The sequence below is a fragment of the Psychrobacter sp. L7 genome, from assembly GCF_002810365.1.
Lineage (GTDB): Bacteria > Pseudomonadota > Gammaproteobacteria > Pseudomonadales > Moraxellaceae > Psychrobacter > Psychrobacter celer.
This window is the reverse complement of the sequence record NZ_NEXR01000006.1, coordinates 140,283-158,514: the sequence shown is the minus strand read 5'-3', so window position 1 is coordinate 158,514 and position 18,232 is coordinate 140,283. Positions and strand designations below refer to the sequence as shown.

At 47.6% G+C, this 18,232-nt stretch carries 13 protein-coding genes; 9 read left to right on the top strand and 4 right to left on the bottom strand.

The window, feature by feature from the left end:
- Window positions 1-4 precede the first annotated feature (4 nt).
- From CAP50_RS08050 to msrB, 4 genes are all read left to right on the top strand, one after another.
- Window positions 5-1,672 carry an ABC transporter ATP-binding protein gene (locus CAP50_RS08050; protein WP_446737508.1) on the top strand — a complete coding sequence of 556 codons (1,668 nt, stop codon included), beginning with the start codon at window positions 5-7 and terminating at the stop codon, window positions 1,670-1,672.
- Between the two features lie 323 nt (window positions 1,673-1,995).
- Window positions 1,996-3,198, top strand: coding sequence for a low temperature requirement protein A (locus CAP50_RS08045; protein ID WP_241900708.1), 1,203 nt, complete (start codon window positions 1,996-1,998; stop codon window positions 3,196-3,198).
- Window positions 3,199-3,479: 281 nt separating this feature from the next.
- Window positions 3,480-4,772 (top strand): iron-containing alcohol dehydrogenase, encoded by a 1,293-nt coding sequence (locus CAP50_RS08040; RefSeq protein WP_100749657.1) that lies wholly within the window; start codon window positions 3,480-3,482, stop codon window positions 4,770-4,772.
- Window positions 4,773-4,912: 140 nt separating this feature from the next.
- Window positions 4,913-6,178: a peptide-methionine (R)-S-oxide reductase MsrB gene (msrB, locus tag CAP50_RS08035; protein ID WP_100749656.1), complete on the top strand. Its 1,266-nt coding sequence runs from the start codon at window positions 4,913-4,915 to the stop codon at window positions 6,176-6,178.
- Between the two features lie 104 nt (window positions 6,179-6,282).
- Here the strand turns inward: msrB and folE are convergent, their stop codons facing one another.
- Window positions 6,283-6,879, bottom strand: coding sequence for a GTP cyclohydrolase I FolE (gene folE / locus CAP50_RS08030; protein ID WP_172953095.1), 597 nt, complete (start codon window positions 6,877-6,879; stop codon window positions 6,283-6,285).
- A gap of 339 nt (window positions 6,880-7,218) precedes the next feature.
- On the opposite strand from folE, the gene CAP50_RS08025 reads away from it, so the two are divergent.
- Both CAP50_RS08025 and CAP50_RS08020 read left to right on the top strand, forming a co-directional pair.
- Window positions 7,219-8,025, top strand: a complete 807-nt coding sequence (locus CAP50_RS08025) for an enoyl-ACP reductase FabI (protein ID WP_075100887.1) — start codon at window positions 7,219-7,221, stop codon at window positions 8,023-8,025.
- Window positions 8,026-8,153: 128 nt separating this feature from the next.
- A complete protein-coding gene (locus CAP50_RS08020; RefSeq protein ID WP_100749655.1) occupies window positions 8,154-8,822 on the top strand; it encodes a YoaK family protein in 669 nt (222 codons plus the stop codon).
- Window positions 8,823-8,955: 133 nt separating this feature from the next.
- On the opposite strand, the gene CAP50_RS12720 is transcribed toward CAP50_RS08020, so the two are convergent.
- Entirely contained in the window at window positions 8,956-9,120 is a 165-nt protein-coding gene (locus tag CAP50_RS12720; RefSeq protein ID WP_172953094.1) for a hypothetical protein, read from the bottom strand.
- Window positions 9,121-9,542: 422 nt separating this feature from the next.
- Between CAP50_RS12720 and CAP50_RS08015 the strand changes: the two genes are divergently transcribed.
- The 3 genes from CAP50_RS08015 (at window position 9,543) to hrpA (ending at window position 16,002) form a co-directional block, all read left to right on the top strand.
- Entirely contained in the window at window positions 9,543-10,964 is a 1,422-nt protein-coding gene (locus CAP50_RS08015; protein WP_100749654.1) for an SLC13 family permease, read from the top strand.
- Window positions 10,965-11,313: 349 nt separating this feature from the next.
- Entirely contained in the window at window positions 11,314-11,628 is a 315-nt protein-coding gene (locus CAP50_RS08010; RefSeq protein ID WP_153045436.1) for a hypothetical protein, read from the top strand.
- 132 nt (window positions 11,629-11,760) lie between these two features.
- On the top strand, window positions 11,761-16,002 hold the full coding sequence (hrpA, locus tag CAP50_RS08005; protein ID WP_241900707.1) for an ATP-dependent RNA helicase HrpA: 4,242 nt from the start codon (window positions 11,761-11,763) through the stop codon (window positions 16,000-16,002).
- A gap of 122 nt (window positions 16,003-16,124) precedes the next feature.
- On the opposite strand, the gene CAP50_RS08000 is transcribed toward hrpA, so the two are convergent.
- Together CAP50_RS08000 and CAP50_RS07995 are read right to left on the bottom strand one after the other, a co-directional pair.
- Window positions 16,125-16,685, bottom strand: coding sequence for a DUF2071 domain-containing protein (locus CAP50_RS08000; RefSeq protein WP_100749652.1), 561 nt, complete (start codon window positions 16,683-16,685; stop codon window positions 16,125-16,127).
- A gap of 108 nt (window positions 16,686-16,793) precedes the next feature.
- Window positions 16,794-18,206 (bottom strand): aspartate ammonia-lyase, encoded by a 1,413-nt coding sequence (locus CAP50_RS07995; protein ID WP_075100883.1) that lies wholly within the window; start codon window positions 18,204-18,206, stop codon window positions 16,794-16,796.
- Between the last annotated feature and the right edge of the window lie 26 nt (window positions 18,207-18,232).

Below are 18,232 nucleotides of genomic sequence, written 5' to 3'. Positions count from 1 at the left end.
CAATATGATAACTACTACTGAACAAAGCAGCCTTTTAGGTGACAATCATAGCAATGTACAAAACAAGCTGATGCTGGTAGTAGATAAACTTAGTATCGCCACTGACGCAGATATCGTTTTAGTCGATAAGCTAACGTACGAGCTGCGACAAGGGGAGACGCTGGCTATCGTCGGCGAGTCAGGCTCTGGCAAGTCGATCGCCAGTCTTGCACTGTTGGGACTGTTACCCGAAAGTTTGAGCGTCACAGGTGAAGTGCAGTTGGCAGACGCGGCAAAAATGACAACATTGCCGATAAGCAACCATAAAACACGTGATGCATCGCTGCGCGCTATCCGTGGTCAGCGCATTGCTATGGTGTTTCAAGAGCCGATGACAGCGCTGAACCCATTACATACCGTTGCTAAGCAAATCGCCGAGTCGTTGCGTCTAAGCGGCGTACCCAAAAAGCACTGGCGAGACAGGAGTATCACCTTGCTGGACGATGTCAATATTACTGACCCTGCTGACAAGCTGCATCGCTATCCACATGAGCTGTCTGGTGGCCAACGCCAGAGGGTAATGATCGCCATGGCATTGGCGCAGCAGCCTGATATCTTAATCGCTGATGAGCCGACCACTGCGCTGGATGTCACTCTTCAGCATGAGGTTCTTGAGCTGCTAGATAAGCTCAAGCGGCAGCATCAGATGGCGATGATACTCATCAGCCATGATCTTAATTTGGTTAGGCGCTACAGTGATGAAGTCATCGTCATGCGCCAAGGACAAACGATTGAGCAGGGGCCAACTGCAGAGGTGTTTAATCAGCCAGCAGCCGACTATACCCGCTCGCTCATAGCTCAAGACTTTGGACAAGCGCTGAATTTATTTGAGAATGAAAGCCAGCGGCCAACCGTATTGCAAGTCAGTCATTTACAAGTACAGTTTCCGATTGAAAAAAGTCTGTTTGGCGGCGTCAAGCGCTGGTTTAATGCGGTAAAAAACGTCGATATGACGCTGCAAAAAGGGCAGGCGCTCGGTATCGTTGGTGAGTCTGGCTCTGGCAAAACCACCATTGCCCTGGCGCTGAGTCAATTACTGAGTCATCAAGCGCGTGTCAGTGGTCAGATTGTGGTGAACGGCCAAGATATCGCGGCGTTGTCTAGGAGTGAGCTGCGAAAATTCCGCTCGCAGATTCAGATGGTATTTCAAGACCCCTTTGCCAGTATCAATCCGCGTATGACGGTGATGCAGATAGTTGAAGAAGGGCTGTTGGTACAAGGCGTGTCTAAGGTCGCCCGTCAGCAGGCGGTGATGGATAATCTGGCAACCGTGCATCTGCCGAGTGAGTTTGCGCAGCGCTATCCGCATGAGCTATCAGGCGGTCAGCGTCAGCGGGTGGCGCTTGCCCGTGCGCTAATCATGCAGCCAAGCCTATTGATACTTGATGAGCCAACGTCTGCACTTGATAGTAGCACACAGGTTACGGTGGTCAGTTTGCTACGAGAGATTCAAGCAAAACTACAGCTCAGTTATGTGTTTATCAGTCATGATCTAAAAGTGGTGCGTGCCCTGTGTCAGCATATTATGGTACTAAAAGAAGGCACGTGCATCGAGTCTGGAGCGACCGAAGCTGTTTTTGACAATCCAAAGCATCCGTATGCCAAGCAATTATTGCAAGCGAGTATGCTTTAGTTTAGGGCGTATTGAACATTCAAATATTAGGACTGCTGATAGATAAAATCGCACCAAACTAGGCGTAAACCGACGATAATGTTGAGGCCTTAGCTAGGTTTACAACACCGTTTGGGGTGATTTTAGCATCAGCCCTTCGGGGCGGGGCTACTTTTTGCCAATACATGGCGAAATTGTCTATCCTAGAATGACTAGGCTTCGAAAATTTCACTGCGTATTGTCTGAAAAATAGCCGCCGCCAGTGCCACATTTGAATGTTCAACACGCCCTAAGCCGTCAGAATAAAATAACTATACGAATTTATAAAATCTGGAACACCATAGATGATAAGTAGGCTCAAAATAAAACCCATTCGAGCGCGTGATACCAGTGAGTCGCATAGGCCTTCGACCACGCTTGAACTATTGTTTGACTTGGTCTATGTCATTGCCGTAGCGGCGGCGGCTCATGGTTTTTATAGCCGTTTAAGTGAGCATGACTTATCGGGATTTTTGACCTTTATTGTGGCGTTTTTTATCCTTTGGAATGCATGGACCAGCTTTACTTGGTTTGCCTCGGGATACGACCCTGACGACTGGTTTTATCGCATATCCGTGATGTTTCAGATGTTTGGCTCGTTGATGATAGCAGCCAATATTCATCAATTTTATGAGCAAGGGCTGACATGGATTGGGGTGACAGGGTATGCCATTATGCGGCTGGCGAGCTGTAGTCAGTGGTGGCGCGTTTATCGGCAAGTACCAGGTCATCAAAAAGTCGCTTGGCGTAGTATGGTGGGCTTGCTAGGCTTACAAGCCTTATGGATAAGTTGGCTGTTTTTGCCCGCGGCTCTACAGACGCCTGCTTTGTTTTTATTCATCCTAGCAGAGCTACTGATGCCAGTCTGGGCGCGTTCAGAGCAGTTTGATAACTGGCATCCTGGGCACATTGCCGAGCGTTATGGCTTGCTTACCATCATCGTATTGGGCGAGGGCGTGGTCGGGGTTAGCAATACCATTCAATACTTTTTGACCCATTCAGCATCAGCCGCCAGCTCCATCATATTTTTAGGCTCAAGTTTGGTGGCCTTGGTGTTTTCGTTATGGTGGCTATATTTTATCGTACCCTTTGATAGGATTTTAAACAAAGAACGTCGCCGTCATGATTTGTTTTTATTTGGCTATGGTCACTTTTTTATTTTTGCCTCGATTGCAGGTCTCGGCAGTATGCTCAATTTGGTTACAGAATCTGTCGCTGGTGATAATGGCAATGTGATATCTCAAACGTATGCGATGGGGATGCTAAGTGGAATGCTCAGCGTATTTTTATTGACCCTCACCATACTGCGGGAGCTGATGTGCCGTAAGTCGAGTCGTAATATGATGGCGATACTAATGGCCTTTGTGGTCATTGGGCTAAGCTATACTGCTGTAGCTCTAGGTTTGCCGATTACTTACGGTATTTGGCTAATTATTTTGGCACCTATAGTGATGATTTGGTTTTTTGGACGAGACAACGAGCACTGGCTGGCTAAGGATAGCGGCTAAGCGTGTTTGCGACAGGTTTGGCCGAGGTGGTGTGACAGTAGAACAAAGTGAAAAGTAGAACAAAGTGAAAAGTAGAACAAAGTGAAAAGTAGAACAAAGTGAAAAGTAGAACAAAGTGAAAAGTAGAACAAAGTGAAAAGTAGAACAAGGCAGTTCACAGTAAGTGCGACATCACAAAAACGGCAGTGGTACAATAAATTTAAACAGTCGTTTGCTTGATACAGCAGTGATAGGGTATCTGGCATGGTTTAAAGACACCATAAAAAAGGATTTTTGTACCCATGAAACACCCAAATCGTCTCTCTCAATTGATCAATACCAATGGTTTACAGCATGCAGGCTATCTGGCGGTCGCCAAGACTCGCGCCAAAGTGCTAAAAGCGTTTTCTTATGTTGTGCCGATTAGAAGACCGATGTTGTTTGTCGGTGAGACCTCATGCGAGGAGCTGTGCGATATGCTGATAAATGAAGGCAATGCTCATGTCTTTATCGTCACAGATGCTGTGCTTAATAAGCTGGGCATCCCTGCCAAAGTCACCGACTATCTGGATGAAAAAAATATCCGCTACCATATCTATGATGGTATCACGCCAGACCCGACGTTTGCTGTGGTTAAAGAAGGATTGCGCCAATCTGTCGCCGCCAAGTGCGATTCGATCATTGCCATCGGCGGCGGTTCGGTCATCGATGCGGCCAAAATGATCGCCATGGCCCAAGGCAATAAATGCCAGCCTGAGCAATTGATCGGACTTTTAAAAGCTAAAAAGCCCTCTGTACCGCTTTATTGTATTCCTACCACTGCTGGTACTGGTTCAGAGGCGACCCTAGGCGCGGTGGTGTCTGATGACAAAACTCACCAAAAAGCGCTGTCGATTGACCCCAGAATGGTACCCCTAGCAGCCGCTATCGACCCGGCCATCATGCAAGGCATGCCATCCCATATCACCGCCGATACCGGTATCGATGTATTGACGCATGCCTTAGAGGCATGGATGAGTGCCAATGCCAGTGTTGAGACCGATTATTATGCCGCGTCTGCGGTCAAATCTGTCATGCAGTATCTGCCACTGGCGTATCAAGATGGTGGTAATTTAAAAGCACGTAAAGAGATGGGAGTAGCGGCGCACTATGGTGGCATCGCCTTTAACAAAGCAGGTCTTGGCTATGTCCATGCCATCGCGCACCAGCTAGGGGCGTATTATGGTATTCCTCATGGTCGTGCCAATGCCATCGTCTTGCCTTATGTGCTAGACGTCAATCGTCAAGCAAGCAAAAAAAGACTGGCCAAGCTGGCCAAGCAGACAGGAATGATCAGGCAAGGCAACGCTGGTAATAGTGATGCTGAGATCGCCGATCATCTTATCGCGCAAGTGCGCGACTTGATTGCTAGTTTACACATCGACCCAACGGTAAAAGGCATGCACACCAGTGATTTTGATGACATCGCAAAAGCGGCGGCAAAAGAGGTCAGTGATACTTATGCGGTGCCGACCTATCTGTCACCTGCCGAAATCAAAGACATCCTGACAAAGATCAAACACGCCAGTGAACAGTATATTGGCGCTGCTGGATGACATAACGCCTATTACCAAGCAGTAGTAGGTTTTTTTGGTAAAATGCATTTGATGTTACGAATATAAATAACAGTGTGGGCATATTTGTGTGAGACCAATGCGTTACAATCATGACATGATATAACGCTCAGGAGCACTTTATGACAGATCAATCACTGGTGAGTAATAGGCCGTCAATCAGATGGTTAGGGCTGGTCATCGTCGCCAGCAGTGCGTTTTATGTCGGGTGCGCTGCGACTGAAAATACCAGCCCGCCAAATGCCAGCTCTATTGATAATCCTTATGCCCCAACTGATCCAAACTTGGCAGTGGCCACGGTTGCAGGTGGGTGCTTTTGGTGTGTCGAAGCCGGTTACGAAAAAATACCTGGTGTCATCGAGGTGGTCTCAGGATATACAGGAGGTCAATCGACCAATCCCACTTATAGTACGGTATCAGCCGGTGGCACAGGCCATACCGAAGCGGCACAAGTATATTATGACCCTACCAAAATCACTTATAATGGTATCGTGCAAGCCTTATGGCGTATCGCTGATCCTACCGATGATAAAGGCCAATTCGTCGATCGCGGTACGCAGTATCGTCCAGCAATTTTTTATCATAATGAGCAAGAAAAGCAGATAGCGAAAGCAGCTAAGCAGTCGCTACAAGCCTCTGGCGTCTATGACAAACCTGTCGTGATTGAAATCGTTGCAGCCAGCGATTTTTATCCTGCAGAAGCTTACCATCAAGACTACTATAAAAAAAATCCAATCCGCTACAAGGCTTATACCTTCAACTCTGGCCGCTACCAGTTTATCAAAAGCGTCTATGGCGATGACTACGAGCTAGATTTTGATCAGTTTAAGCCTAGCGCTACAGAAACAAAGGCGACAGACATACGTATAAACACCAGTGGCGCTGCTGCGGCTGAGGCTACGGCATCAGTACAAACCACCGCTACTGGTTTTGATCCAAAAGCCTTTATAAAACCCTCAACAGAGCAGCTAAAACAGTCGCTCACAGCCATGCAGTATAAAGTCACCCAAAAAGACGATACCGAGCGCGCCTTTGACAATGAGTACTGGGATAATAAATCGCCTGGGCTTTATGTCGATGTGGTCTCGGGCGAGCCGTTGTACTCTTCACGTGATAAGTACCAATCTGGCACAGGCTGGCCCAGTTTTACTCGCCCACTTGCGGCAGATCTTGTCGTAGAAAAAGCCGACCGAGGCATATTTGGTACCCGTACCGAGATTCGTAGCCGTTATGCTGATTCGCACGTGGGTCATGTCTTTGATGATGGTCCAGCGCCGACAGGTAAGCGTTATTGTATGAACTCTGCGGCACTGCGTTTTATACCGCTGGCGCAGATGAAAAAAGAAGGCTATGGCGACTGGATCGCTCAGGTAAAGCCGAACGTCTAAGGCTGACGAAAACTGACAAAAAAGGATACTGAGCGCAGTATCCTTTTTGGGTTTTGTTTGGGCGTTTATCTGGGTTTAGATGTTAGGCTTAATTGCTTGCGACATTAAAACGCAGGCCGACGCTTGGGCACCGCGTCCAAAAACTCATTACGTGCTTGATTGTCGTGAAGGTACTCACCCAGCATGGCGGTACTACGGGTGGTTGACTGCTGCTTGTTGACACCGCGCATCATCATACACATATGCGAGGCATCCATTACCACAGCTACCCCGCGACACCCTGTCACATCCATGATGGTTTGGGCGACTTGCTCGCTTAGGTTTTCTTGGATTTGCAAGCGGCGAGCAAACATATCGACGATGCGCGCAAACTTTGACAGACCCAGCACATGACCATTTGGTAAATAACCGATATGCGCCACGCCATGAAACGGTAGCATATGATGCTCACACAGCGAGTAAAACTCAATGTTTTGCACCAATACAAGCTCGCGATTGGTCGATGGAAATACCGCGTCATTGACGACTTCTTCTAAGCTTTGATGATAGCCTTGCGTCAAATAAGAAAACGCCTTTGCTGCTCGCGCAGGCGTGTCTAGTAAGCCTGGGCGATTTAAATCTTCGCCAGTTGAGTCAATCAATTGACGATAAGAGTCGATATTTTCTTTATAATCTGGAGTGATGATGGGGGTATTACTCATAAGTTTGGCAGCCATCCAAAATGTGGGTGTAGCTTAACGCTAAATCCTCAGTTACAAACACTCGATTATGAGCAAGGGTTGTAAGGGATTTTTATAAAAATTGTGCAAGCTGGGAAGGGCTGTGATTATACTTGAAAAAGGCTTAACTTCATACTGCTGTGGCCAGAGTTGCGCGTTTTATCGATATCAGGCATCACCATAACATAGAGGATACCAGCATCTGTATCAGTAAGTACAGTTTACGACTGTTTACTTAAATCAATTCGTGTATAATGAGTCATCTTTTTATCATACTTATAATGAGCATTTATACTCTCGAACGATTCAAAAGGAAATATTATGCTACTGCAAGGACAACGATTTGTCGTAACTGGCATCGCAAGTAAACTCTCTATCGCATGGGCGATCGCAGAAGCGTTGCACCGTGAAGGCGCTTCATTGATTTTGACTTATCCAAATGAGAAAATCAAAAAACGGGTAGATATGGCTGCCGAAGCATTTGAGGCAGACTTGGTGTTAGAGTGTGATGTCGCCTCAGATGACTCTATCGCCGCTTGCTTTGAGCAAATCACCGCACATTGGGGCGATGGTATCGATGGCGTCGTACATGCTATTGGCTTTGCGCCAATGGATCAGCTCGACGGCGATTTTGTTAGCGCCACCACTCGTGAGGGCAGTCAAATCGCGCACGATATCTCAAGCTACAGTTTTGTAGCACTGGCCAAAGAGGCGCGGTCGCTACTGGCCATGCGTCATGGCTCGATGCTGACACTGACTTATGAAGGTAGTATCTCAGTATTGCCAAACTATAATGTTATGGGGATGGCCAAGGCAAGCTTGGAGGCCAGTGTGCGTTATCTAGCGACATCGATGGGCGGTGAAGGCATCCGTGTCAACGCTATATCAGCAGGGCCTATCCGTACGCTGGCCGCCAGTGGTATCAAATCTTTTAGAAAAATGCTTGATATCAGCGAAAAGATAGCGCCGCTACAACGCAATATCACCCAAACAGAAGTCGGTAACGCAGCGTTGTTCTTGCTATCACCATGGGCTTCAGGTATCACCGGTGAGATTATGTTCGTGGATGCTGGGTTCAATACCGTGGCCATCAGCGAGCAGCTAATGATGGCTGATGAGTCAAAGTAGCCGCTCAAGATAAGTGCATGAACTGACATATTCAGTGATATTATTTAGCAAAGACAGAAGGCAGCCTATGGGCTGTCTTTTTTGGTTATAATAAAGGCTTTTTGGCCCTAAGCCATGAAACGATAAATATGATCACCAAACTACCAAAGTGGATATTGTGGGGCGGCGCGATTTTAGCGTTTAGTGCCGGTTGCGTCAATACAGCGGCGCTGATGGGCTTTGCACGTCTTTCTGTCTCGCACGTCACGGGTAATGTGAGCCTGTTTGCCGCTGCAATCGCTTACATGGATGCCCGTAGTATCTTGTATATCGGGGCGCTGTTACTGTCGTTTTTGGCAGGTGCGATATTAAGCGGTTATGTGATCGGGCAGACGTCCCTAAAGCTTGGGCGACGTTATGGCCGCGCGTTATATATTGAGGCGGCACTACTACTGCTCAGTTATTGGCTATACCAGCAGCATGACTATTTAGGGCAGCTGGCGGCGGCGATGGCCTGCGGTTTACAAAACGCCATGGTAGCGACTTATAGTGGGGCAGTCATTCGCACGACTCATTTGACAGGTCTTACCTCAGATATGGGTGCGGCCATCGGAAACTGGCTGGCAGGTCGTGCCATCAGCAAGCCTACCTTAGGGTTTCAAGCGGTTATCTGGTACTGCTTTTGTGGTGGTAGTGCGCTTGGGGCGTTTTTATTTGCAAAGGTCGGTTATGATACGCTGTTTGTGCCCATTAGCATCGTGCTCAGTGCGGCATTTATTTATAACTATGTCTCAGACCGTTTGCCGGAGAAAAGATAACTTAGAATAAAGATAAGCGAAAAAAGCGCTCATTATAATAATGAGCGCTTATAGCAAACAATACATTAATGGCGCGTTGTCAGTGGCAATGCGCTTATCTTGAAACTATAAAAACATTTGAAAAACCAGCGAATTACTTATCGCTTTCTTCGTTATGATCTTCGTGCTCATGCATGCCTTGCATCATGTCTAGGACAGAGTCGTCGGTACGCTGCTGGTCTTTTTGGTCAAGGCCATCTTGATTGATATCTTTACGAGCCATTTTTGTGGTCGAGTCCGTTTTATTGTCATCTGTCATGAAATGCTCCTAATAGTTACTGTCAATTTGATTAAGGACATGGCCTAGTATGAAAGAGCATGGTGGTGTTGTACATATGGTGTGTACGCGTGTTTAGTGACGATGTGTAACTGAATATTTGTAAATGAAGACTTATAACTAAGGCGCATGATCCTTGCTACTTGGCAGAACGGTATTTGCTAGCAGCGCCACCGATGGCAAAAAATGTTGCTTTGATAAGTAATTGAGTTTAAAGCGTTCTTATAAATGAGCATGGATACAGGTCAATCAAGTGCTTTGTCAGGCGCGTTTTTTGCGATATATCTGCTATGATAACAGCCTATTTTTTCTGATAACGCGCCAGTTATCACAATTCATACTCTCTCTTTGGTTTATCTTTAGGGTCTTTTTTTACACTGTCTTTGGATCAATAAGGACATTTTATGTCAAAGCAAAAACTAGACGGCCATCTTCCTGATGATGGCAACGAGTATTTATTTACCGATACCTTTCCAAAGGGGACGGGTAAAGGGCTGATAGTGGTCGCCATCGCCGCCATTATCGCTATGATTATCTATAACGTGTTACCCTTTGAAGTCAATGCCAATAAAGGCCTTGCGGTGCTATTTTTTATCGGTGTGCTGTGGTTGACAGAGGCGGTACACGTGACTATCACCGCCTTGCTGGTCGTAGTGGTCGGGGCGCTGGTTGGCATACCTGAGTTTGATGCCAAGATTGGCCTACAAAGCTTTGCCAGTCCGACTATTTATTTGTTTTTTGGTGGTTTTGCACTGGCGGCCGCCTTACATGTACAGCAGTTAGACAAAAAAATCGCCCTAAAGATTTTATCGATGTCAGGTGGTAAGCTAAGTACGGCGGTGTTTTTGATATTTGCCGTGACCGCGTTTTTGTCGATGTGGATATCTAATACCGCTACAGCGGCGATGATGCTGCCACTGGCGCTGGGTATTCTCACGCAAGTGGATCGTGAAAAAGACCGCGGCACTTTTGTTTTTGTGCTGCTGGGTATCGCATACTCAGCCAGTCTTGGGGGCTTGGGTACCATCGTGGGCTCGCCGCCTAATGCTATTGCGGCAAAAGCGCTTAACATCGCCTTTGTAGATTGGATGAAGTTTGGTGTACCCATGATGGTGGTGTTATTGCCGCTGCTCTTGGGGGCGATGTATGTGTTTTTAAAACCCAACCTCAACCGCACAATCACTGTACTCGATGAAGCACCAATCGCGTGGAACAAGCCGCGCATTGTGACGATTATCGTCTTTATTATCACTGCTTTCAGCTGGATATTTTCTAAAAAAATTGGTGCAGCGCTCGATATCACTGATACCGATGCTGTCATTGCTTTGTCAGCGGCCGCCGCGGTGGTCAGTCTGGGTCTGGTATCATGGAAGCAAGTTTCGGATAATACCGATTGGGGCGTGCTCATGCTGTTTGGCGGCGGTATTGCGCTATCGACGATCTTAAAAGTATCGGGCGCGTCATTGGTGCTGGGTGAGACGGTGGCAAGTGCGCTGTCTTCTGCGCCGCTGATCTTGGTGATGATTGCAGTGTCAGCCTTTATTATCTTTTTGACCGAGTTTGCCTCAAACACCGCGTCAGCTGCGCTGCTGGTGCCAGTATTTGCAGCGATTGCTGAGCAAATGGGTCTGCCGCATGAGGTGCTGGTGCTGGTCATCGGTATTGGCGCATCGTGTGCCTTTATGCTGCCTGTTGCGACACCGCCAAACGCTATTGTCTTCGGTACTGGGTTGATCAAACAGTCTGAGATGGTCCGCACAGGGGTAATACTCAACATCATTGCCACCGTCGTTATTGGATTGTGGGCGTATTTTTTCTTAATATAGCCTCAAATATGTCCGAATAAGACATACCAGTACAGACAAAACCCGATGTTTCCATGACTATTGGACATCGGGTTTTCGTTTTTATTACGTGGCAGGACTGGGCAACAGTGCTAATCGATGAATATTGTATCGTCAGTTCACTATAGAGGTGTTGTACAAGGCTGATGTGGTCAAGGTGTTTTTGGAGTAAACTGGTCAAAATATAGCTTATCAAACAGTGGTTCAAATAACGGCTCAAATAATGGTTCAAGTAGTGACAAGCAAAAGCTACCTGTACCAAATTCTAATCGCTTATAACTTTATATAGGCGTTATGCAGCCATTCTAACTGAATAAAGAGGTACCATTATATGCCCCTAACTATGTATTATAAAAACGGTATGATTCGTAAAACGCGCTGTCACATCCCTGATGATCTGGTGCCGACACTCTATCAGATTCATGATAATGCCAGCTTTCCGCAATTGACTTGGCTGATTGATAATCTTTATGAAAGCCTGCAGATCGAACCTGCTACCGCGCAGGCATTGGCCGATGAGATGGTAGCGTTTGAGCGCTTGATACTGTCGTTGCACCTGCCTTTTCCTAGAGTGCCGTTACAGCGGCTACATACCTTTTTTGCTGGCGCGGCCAGTAGCCAACAGACAATTTTTACCTCAACATAGTATCAATAATCGGCAAGCGGCAGATTGAGTAAGTTATTCTAAAGGCTAGGCAAGTATGACAAGCCGCTTGAATCGTACCTGCATAACCCTCATAATCTAAGCACTTTTAAATAATAAATAGCCTAAGCAAATATGCCGAATCAAACTGAAAAATCGCAACATACTAAACCGCAAACAAACACCCCTTCTCAATTAGATGTCGAAAGTACAGCAGCGCAGGCCGCTACCGGTGCGATTAGTCAAGTCGATACTTCTGATTTACCCGTCCTTGCAAAAGACAGCTACTATCTTGGGCGTTTGGAGCGCGAGCTGGCACGTGCCGCTGTGACCAAAAATAAAGCAGCCAATAGCGACTCCCGTAAAGAAAAAGACTCGCCTAAAGCGGCAGACATCCTGAGCAAAAAACGCGCGCAATACGAAAAAATAAAAACCCGCTCACAGCAAGCGGTGCAAGCGCGTATCGATAGTATCCCAGACAACTTGCCAGCCACCTTAAACCTAGATTTGCCTGTCAGTCAGCGCGCTGATGACATCGTGCAAGCCATCATCGACAACCAAGTCATCATCGTCGCAGGTGAGACAGGGTCTGGTAAAACGACGCAATTGCCGAAGCTTGCGATGCTGGCAGGGCGCGGCATCACAGGGCAAATAGGGCATACCCAGCCAAGACGCTTGGCGGCTCGTAGCGTAGCCAACCGTATTGCTGAGGAGCTTGGCGAGCAGCTCGGTCATACCGTCAGTTTTAAGATTCGCTTTAATGAGCAGGGTACGGCGCAATCGGTCGTGAAGCTGATGACTGATGGTATCTTATTGGCCGAACTCGGTCATGACCGGTTTTTGAGTAAATACGATACTATCATCATCGATGAGGCGCATGAGCGTAGTCTAAACATTGACTTTATCATGGGTTATCTAAAAAAACTGCTACCCAAACGCCCTGATTTAAAAGTCATTATTACCTCAGCAACCCTTGATACCAAGCGTTTTAGTGAATACTTTAGCCGTTATGATAGTAAGCTCAAGCGTAATGTCCCTGCGCCGATTTTTAATGTCGAAGGCCGCAGTTACCCTGTTGAGGTGCGTTATCGCCCGCTGACTGATGAGCCAGTGGGTAGCTCAGATGACGACAGCTACGATGATTTTGAAGAAAACCTACCGCGTGCGGTGGTTGCCGCCGTCGAAGAATGCTTTAGTGATGCGCAAAATAAAGGTCATGCCGACCAAGCAGATATCTTGATATTTGCGGCGACAGAAGCGGAGATTCGTGAGCTGCAAGATGTGCTTGAGCGTCATGGACCCAAGCACACCGAAGTGTTGCCACTGTTTGCACGGCAGACTTATGAAGAGCAGCAGCGTATCTTTCAGCCGTCAGGTCGCGGTAGACGTATTGTGATTGCTACCAACGTCGCTGAGACTGCACTGACCGTACCCGGCATTCGCTACGTGATTGACTTAGGGTTTGCGCGGATTTCGCGTTATTCGTATCGCTCACGCGTCCAGCGCCTGCCGATCGAAGCCATCTCGCAAGCGGCTGCCAATCAGCGTAAAGGCCGCTGTGGCCGTGTCGCGCCAGGCGTTTGTATTCGTCTGTATTCTGAGGAGGACTTTAGCGGCCGTCCAGAGTTTACCGAGCCTGAGATACTGCGCACCAACCTTGCTTCCGTGATTTTGCAGATGGCCAACCTGCGTCTGGGTAGTGTCGATGATTTTGCTTTTATCGAGCCGCCAGATAGCCGTTTGGTCACCGATGGGCATAAACTGCTCGATGAGCTAGGGGCGATTACCTCTAAAAGCGACAAAGCACCCAGCCCTGCCAAGCGCTCCAAGGGCCTTACTCAGCTGCGTCTAACGCCGACTGGGCAAAAAATGGCACGCATGCCAATCGATCCAAGGCTGGCGCGTATGCTGGTGGCAGGTAGCGACTTTGATTGTATCCGTGAGATGCTCATCGTTGTCGCCGCGCTTGCCGTACAAGACCCGCGCGAGCGCCCCGCCAATAAGCGTCAGCAGGCGGATCAAAAGCATGCTGAGTTTCGTCAAGATGACTCCGACTTTTTGTTTTATTTAAGTCTATGGAAAGCGCTGTTTGAAAAAGGCGAAGACGGCAGTAAATTGTCTGGCAATCAGCGCAAACAGTTTGCCAAAAAACATTATCTGAGCTTTCCGCGCGTGCGTGAGTGGAGTCAGACTCACCGGCAGTTGCTGCAGATGGTCACGGATCTTAAGCTTGCAGATGATAAAGGCGGTAAAAAAGGGGCTAGTAGTAGTGACCCTACCAGTGTAGAAGATGAGGAGGTCAAAGCGGTCAAATATGCCAATTTGCATCGCGCACTATTGACGGGGCTGCTCTCGACCATCGCGCATAAGACAGAAAATCGCGGTGAGTACTTAGCAGCACGCCAGCAAAAAGCCAAAATATTCCCAGCCAGTACCGTGTTTAAACAAGTGCCGCCTTGGGTCATGGCTTTTGAGATGGTTGAGACTTCGCAAGTGTTTATGCGTACTGTTGCCAAGATTGAACCTGAGTGGATTATCTCCGCGGCGGGCAACTTACTGAAGTACCATTATTTTGAGCCGCATTGGTCCAAAAAGACAGGCCGCGTCAAAGCGTACGCACAGATTAGTTTGTTTGGACTGATTATTGTTAGTAAGCAGCTGACCAACTACGAGCAGGTCAACTTAGCAGAGTCGCGGGAGATATTTATCCGTGACGGTTTAGTAACGGGTAATTTGGGTCGGCAAGCGCCGTTTTTGCAGCACAATATGGACAAAATCGCCCATGTTGAGCGTATCGAAGACAAATTGCGTCGCCGCGATTTACTCGTCGATGAAGAGGCGCTGTATCAGTTTTATGACAAAAAAATCCCCGAGCATGTCGCCAGCCGCAAATCCTTTGAGGACTGGCGCGCTGAGGTAGAAAAAAACGATAGTAAATATCTGTTTTTTACCGATGATGACGTGCTCAACAGCCAAGCACCGACCACAGGCGATTTCCCAGAAGTGTGGAAGCTGGGTGACTTAAAGCTGCCGCTACGTTATGTCTTTGATCCATCAAGCGATGATGATGGCGTGACCATTCGCGTGCCGCTTGTCGCACTGCCGCAGCTTGATGCCATTGAGCTGCTGTGGGGCGTGCCCGGTTGGCGCTATGAGCTGGTGTTACAACTGCTAAAGTCATTGCCAAAAGACATCCGCCGCCAAATCGTACCGATTCCTGATACGGCAGACAGTCTCTTTGATGAGCTGCAGCCCGAGGGCGGACAAGGGCTACTCAAGCAGCTATGCCAAGCGCTGCACCGCCGCGGCATTATGTCGGTGACCGAAGCGAGCTTTAATCCGGCCAGCATTGATCGTTATTTGCAGCCACAAATCTGTGTGGTCGATGACAAAAACCGCATCATCGAAAAAGGCCGCGACCTGCAGACGCTACAGATTCGTCATGCTCAAGAGACCCGTCAAGCGGTCAATGAGCAGCAAGGCGCACACACGGATTTCCCTGAGCATTTTGCCTTTAGTAAAAACCATCATAGCGCAGGCGTAGTGATGAAGCAGTTTGCTGCCTTGGTCGCAGATGAGGCGGGCGAGGCGGTATCGATTCATCAATACACCGATGTCAATGCGGCACTGCAGGCGCATCGTATCGGGGTCTTGACTTTGATCAAAGGCAAGCTGGGTGCCAAAAGAAAGCAGCTGACCAGTCAAATCGATAAGATATTTAAATTGGCCTTTGCCCCGCTGGGTGATATGGAAGCCCTAAAGACCATTGTGATTGATGCGACACTTGATGCCACGCTTGAGGAGCATTATGTCTTATTTGATCATAGTGAGGATTTGCCTGAGAGCGCCGACGATGTGGCAGTTGAACTGAGCGAAGAGCTACCCTTTACCACAGATGAGTATGCAAAGACGCTCGATGCCGTGGTTAGCAATTTTTTATTGACGGGTCAGAGTGTCATCAAAACCCTCAAAAACGTCTATACGCGCTGGCAACGTATTCGTCAGAGCTTACTCATGCTGGATCGGGAGATATTTGGCGAGTCTATCGATGATATCGAAGACCAGCTTGAAGACTTGCATTTGTCTGATTTTGTTTATCGGATGGATTACAGTCAGTGGCAGCAGTATCCGCGCTATCTTGAGGCGCTAGAGATTCGTATCGAACGCCTGGAGCACAACCTCGAGGCGGATCTCGACGGTGTCTATGCGCTCGATGTACACATGGAACGACTGGGGAATCGCGCTAGCGATAAGGCCATCAGTGAATATCGCTGGATGGTTGAGGAGTATCGCATCCAGCTCTTTGCCCAACCGATGAAAACTCGTATGGCGGTATCACCGAAACGCCTGAGTAAGCTGTGGGATAAGGTGGGTTAATAAACTGTTAAATAAAGGATAGTGAGTAGGGTGCGTGAGGAGCGCCCTATGCGAGCGGCTACTTTACACTAAGGCGTGTCCTCGTTTTAGAGATGATGACTATATTTTATTCACCACATTACTTATTCTAGGACCTTTGGGGGTAGATATATTGTGAACTCATTTAGGGGCTCAACCAATACACTGTAAGGGTTGTTTTGCTCGGAAGTTGGGACAATACCAAAATCTGATAACAGTTTAAAATTTGCCGAAATTAAGGTGGCAGGTTTTACTTCAAGCCGTTTATGCCAGACACGATAAGTGCCGAGCTTACCATCTCTACGATGATAAAAACCCGCTAGTGGGTGAGTAATATAAATAAGGGCTGACTCAATATTAGGAAAACCTGCAAACGATAAGATCTCCTCTCCTGTTTGTTGCAGAGACACCGAAGCCGCTGCCCAGTCTGATTGAGCATTCATGACATACTTAGTATATAGCTCTGATGCGTCATCAAATTGACAATCAAAACTTACCTTAGCTGGGTGCCATGGTAGCTGCCATACATATCTAGGCACGGCCAATGTCCATGAATCCAAAGTTGTACCTAAAAACCAGACGCAGCGCTCGCCAGTTTGTTTGTCTATAATATAGCAGTATTTTGCAAAAGAATTTAAAGGGCGCAGGCCTCTCAAGTTATTCAAGTTATACTCAACTAGAACCCATTAAAAATAAACCCTATCTGTTTTTTAAACAATAAAAAAGGCTGGACTAGCAAGCGCTAATCCAGCCTTTTACTTTATAAAAACTTATTATGGCGCGAACTTAGCCTTTGGGTACACCATGTTGGCAGGAGACAGTAAATTATCCAAGGTCTCTTTGTCCATCAGCTTTTCTTCTAAGACGATATCATAGACGCTACCGCCAGTCTCTTGGGCTTTTCTGGCCACATACGTAGAGGACTCATAGCCTAAGTGCGGGTTTAGGGCGGTGACCAGACCGATGTTATTAAACACCTGTCCGCTACAGGTGTCGTTATTCATGATGATGCCATCGATACAGCGGGTTGCAAACATCTCACAAATATTGGTCATCATGCTCATACCGGTAAATAGGTTAAAGGCAATCACTGGCTCAAAGACGTTGAGCTGTAGCTGAGCGTTCTCTGATGCCATCACAATCGCGCTATCGACGCCCATGACGTGAAAACACGCTTGGTTGACCACTTCTGGAATCACAGGGTTGACTTTGCCTGGCATGATTGAGCTGCCAGGTTGCATCTCAGGCAGACGATATTGCGCCAGCCCCGCACGTGGCCCTGACGACTGCAAACGTAAATCATGAGCGATCTTGGATAAACGGGCAGCAAACAGACGCAGGTTGCCAGATAAAGCGACATAAGCGCTGGTATCTTGCGTGGATTCGATCAAATCCTCTGCGATGTAATATGGTCTGCCAGTGAGCTCTGTTAAAGTCTCAGCGCACAGATCTGAGTAGCCAGCAGGCGCATTTAGCCCAGTACCAATCGCCGTACCACCCATGTTGATCTCGTGAAACAAAGCGCGCGTTGACTCGATACGCTGCATCTCTTTTTTGATCATCGTGGCAAAGGCATTAAACTCTTGCCCTGCCGTCATCGGCACTGCATCTTGCAAGTGAGTACGCCCCATTTTTAGCTTGTCAGCAAGCTCGATGCTTTTGTTTATCAAGCTTTGGTGGAGCAACGCCATTTTATCGAGCAGGTTTGTGCAGTACTCATCTAGTGCCACATTGAGTGCGGTTGGATAGGCGTCGTTGGTTGATTGTGATAGGTTGACGTGATTGTTTGGGTGTACATGCTGATATTGGCCTTTTTCATAACCCAAAATCTCCAAGGCACGGTTGGCAATCACCTCATTGACGTTCATGTTGGTTGAGGTGCCAGCGCCCCCTTGAAACATATCAACGATAAACTGGTCATGATATTTGTCGGCGATTAAGTCATCACAGGCAGCAACGATTGCGTCTTTGACCGTATCGTTTAGTACGCCGACTTTATTATTGGCAATGGCGGCGGCCTTTTTTACCGTCGCAAAAGCACGGATAAACGGTGAAAACTGATGCAAGCGCACACCACTGACGGTAAAGTTTTCAAAAGCGCGTAGGGTTTGGATGCCGTAGTAAGCATCAGCAGGGACATCACGTTGACCCAATAGGTCGTATTCTTGGCGAGTGGCGGTAGACATTTAATAAAACTCCTTCAGTAAAAGCC

What these genes read in the sequence shown, in the direction of transcription:
- CAP50_RS08050 (WP_446737508.1), top strand. Translation starts at nt 5, where the DNA reads ATGATAACTACTACTGAACAAAGCAGCCTTTTAGGTGACAATCATAGC.
- CAP50_RS08045 (WP_241900708.1), top strand. Translation starts at nt 1,996, where the DNA reads ATGATAAGTAGGCTCAAAATAAAACCCATTCGAGCGCGTGATACCAGT.
- CAP50_RS08040 (WP_100749657.1), top strand. Translation starts at nt 3,480, where the DNA reads ATGAAACACCCAAATCGTCTCTCTCAATTGATCAATACCAATGGTTTA.
- msrB (WP_100749656.1), top strand. Translation starts at nt 4,913, where the DNA reads ATGACAGATCAATCACTGGTGAGTAATAGGCCGTCAATCAGATGGTTA.
- folE (WP_172953095.1), bottom strand. Translation starts at nt 6,879, where the DNA reads ATGAGTAATACCCCCATCATCACTCCAGATTATAAAGAAAATATCGAC.
- CAP50_RS08025 (WP_075100887.1), top strand. Translation starts at nt 7,219, where the DNA reads ATGCTACTGCAAGGACAACGATTTGTCGTAACTGGCATCGCAAGTAAA.
- CAP50_RS08020 (WP_100749655.1), top strand. Translation starts at nt 8,154, where the DNA reads ATGATCACCAAACTACCAAAGTGGATATTGTGGGGCGGCGCGATTTTA.
- CAP50_RS12720 (WP_172953094.1), bottom strand. Translation starts at nt 9,120, where the DNA reads ATGACAGATGACAATAAAACGGACTCGACCACAAAAATGGCTCGTAAA.
- CAP50_RS08015 (WP_100749654.1), top strand. Translation starts at nt 9,543, where the DNA reads ATGTCAAAGCAAAAACTAGACGGCCATCTTCCTGATGATGGCAACGAG.
- CAP50_RS08010 (WP_153045436.1), top strand. Translation starts at nt 11,314, where the DNA reads ATGCCCCTAACTATGTATTATAAAAACGGTATGATTCGTAAAACGCGC.
- hrpA (WP_241900707.1), top strand. Translation starts at nt 11,761, where the DNA reads ATGCCGAATCAAACTGAAAAATCGCAACATACTAAACCGCAAACAAAC.
- CAP50_RS07995 (WP_075100883.1), bottom strand. Translation starts at nt 18,206, where the DNA reads ATGTCTACCGCCACTCGCCAAGAATACGACCTATTGGGTCAACGTGAT.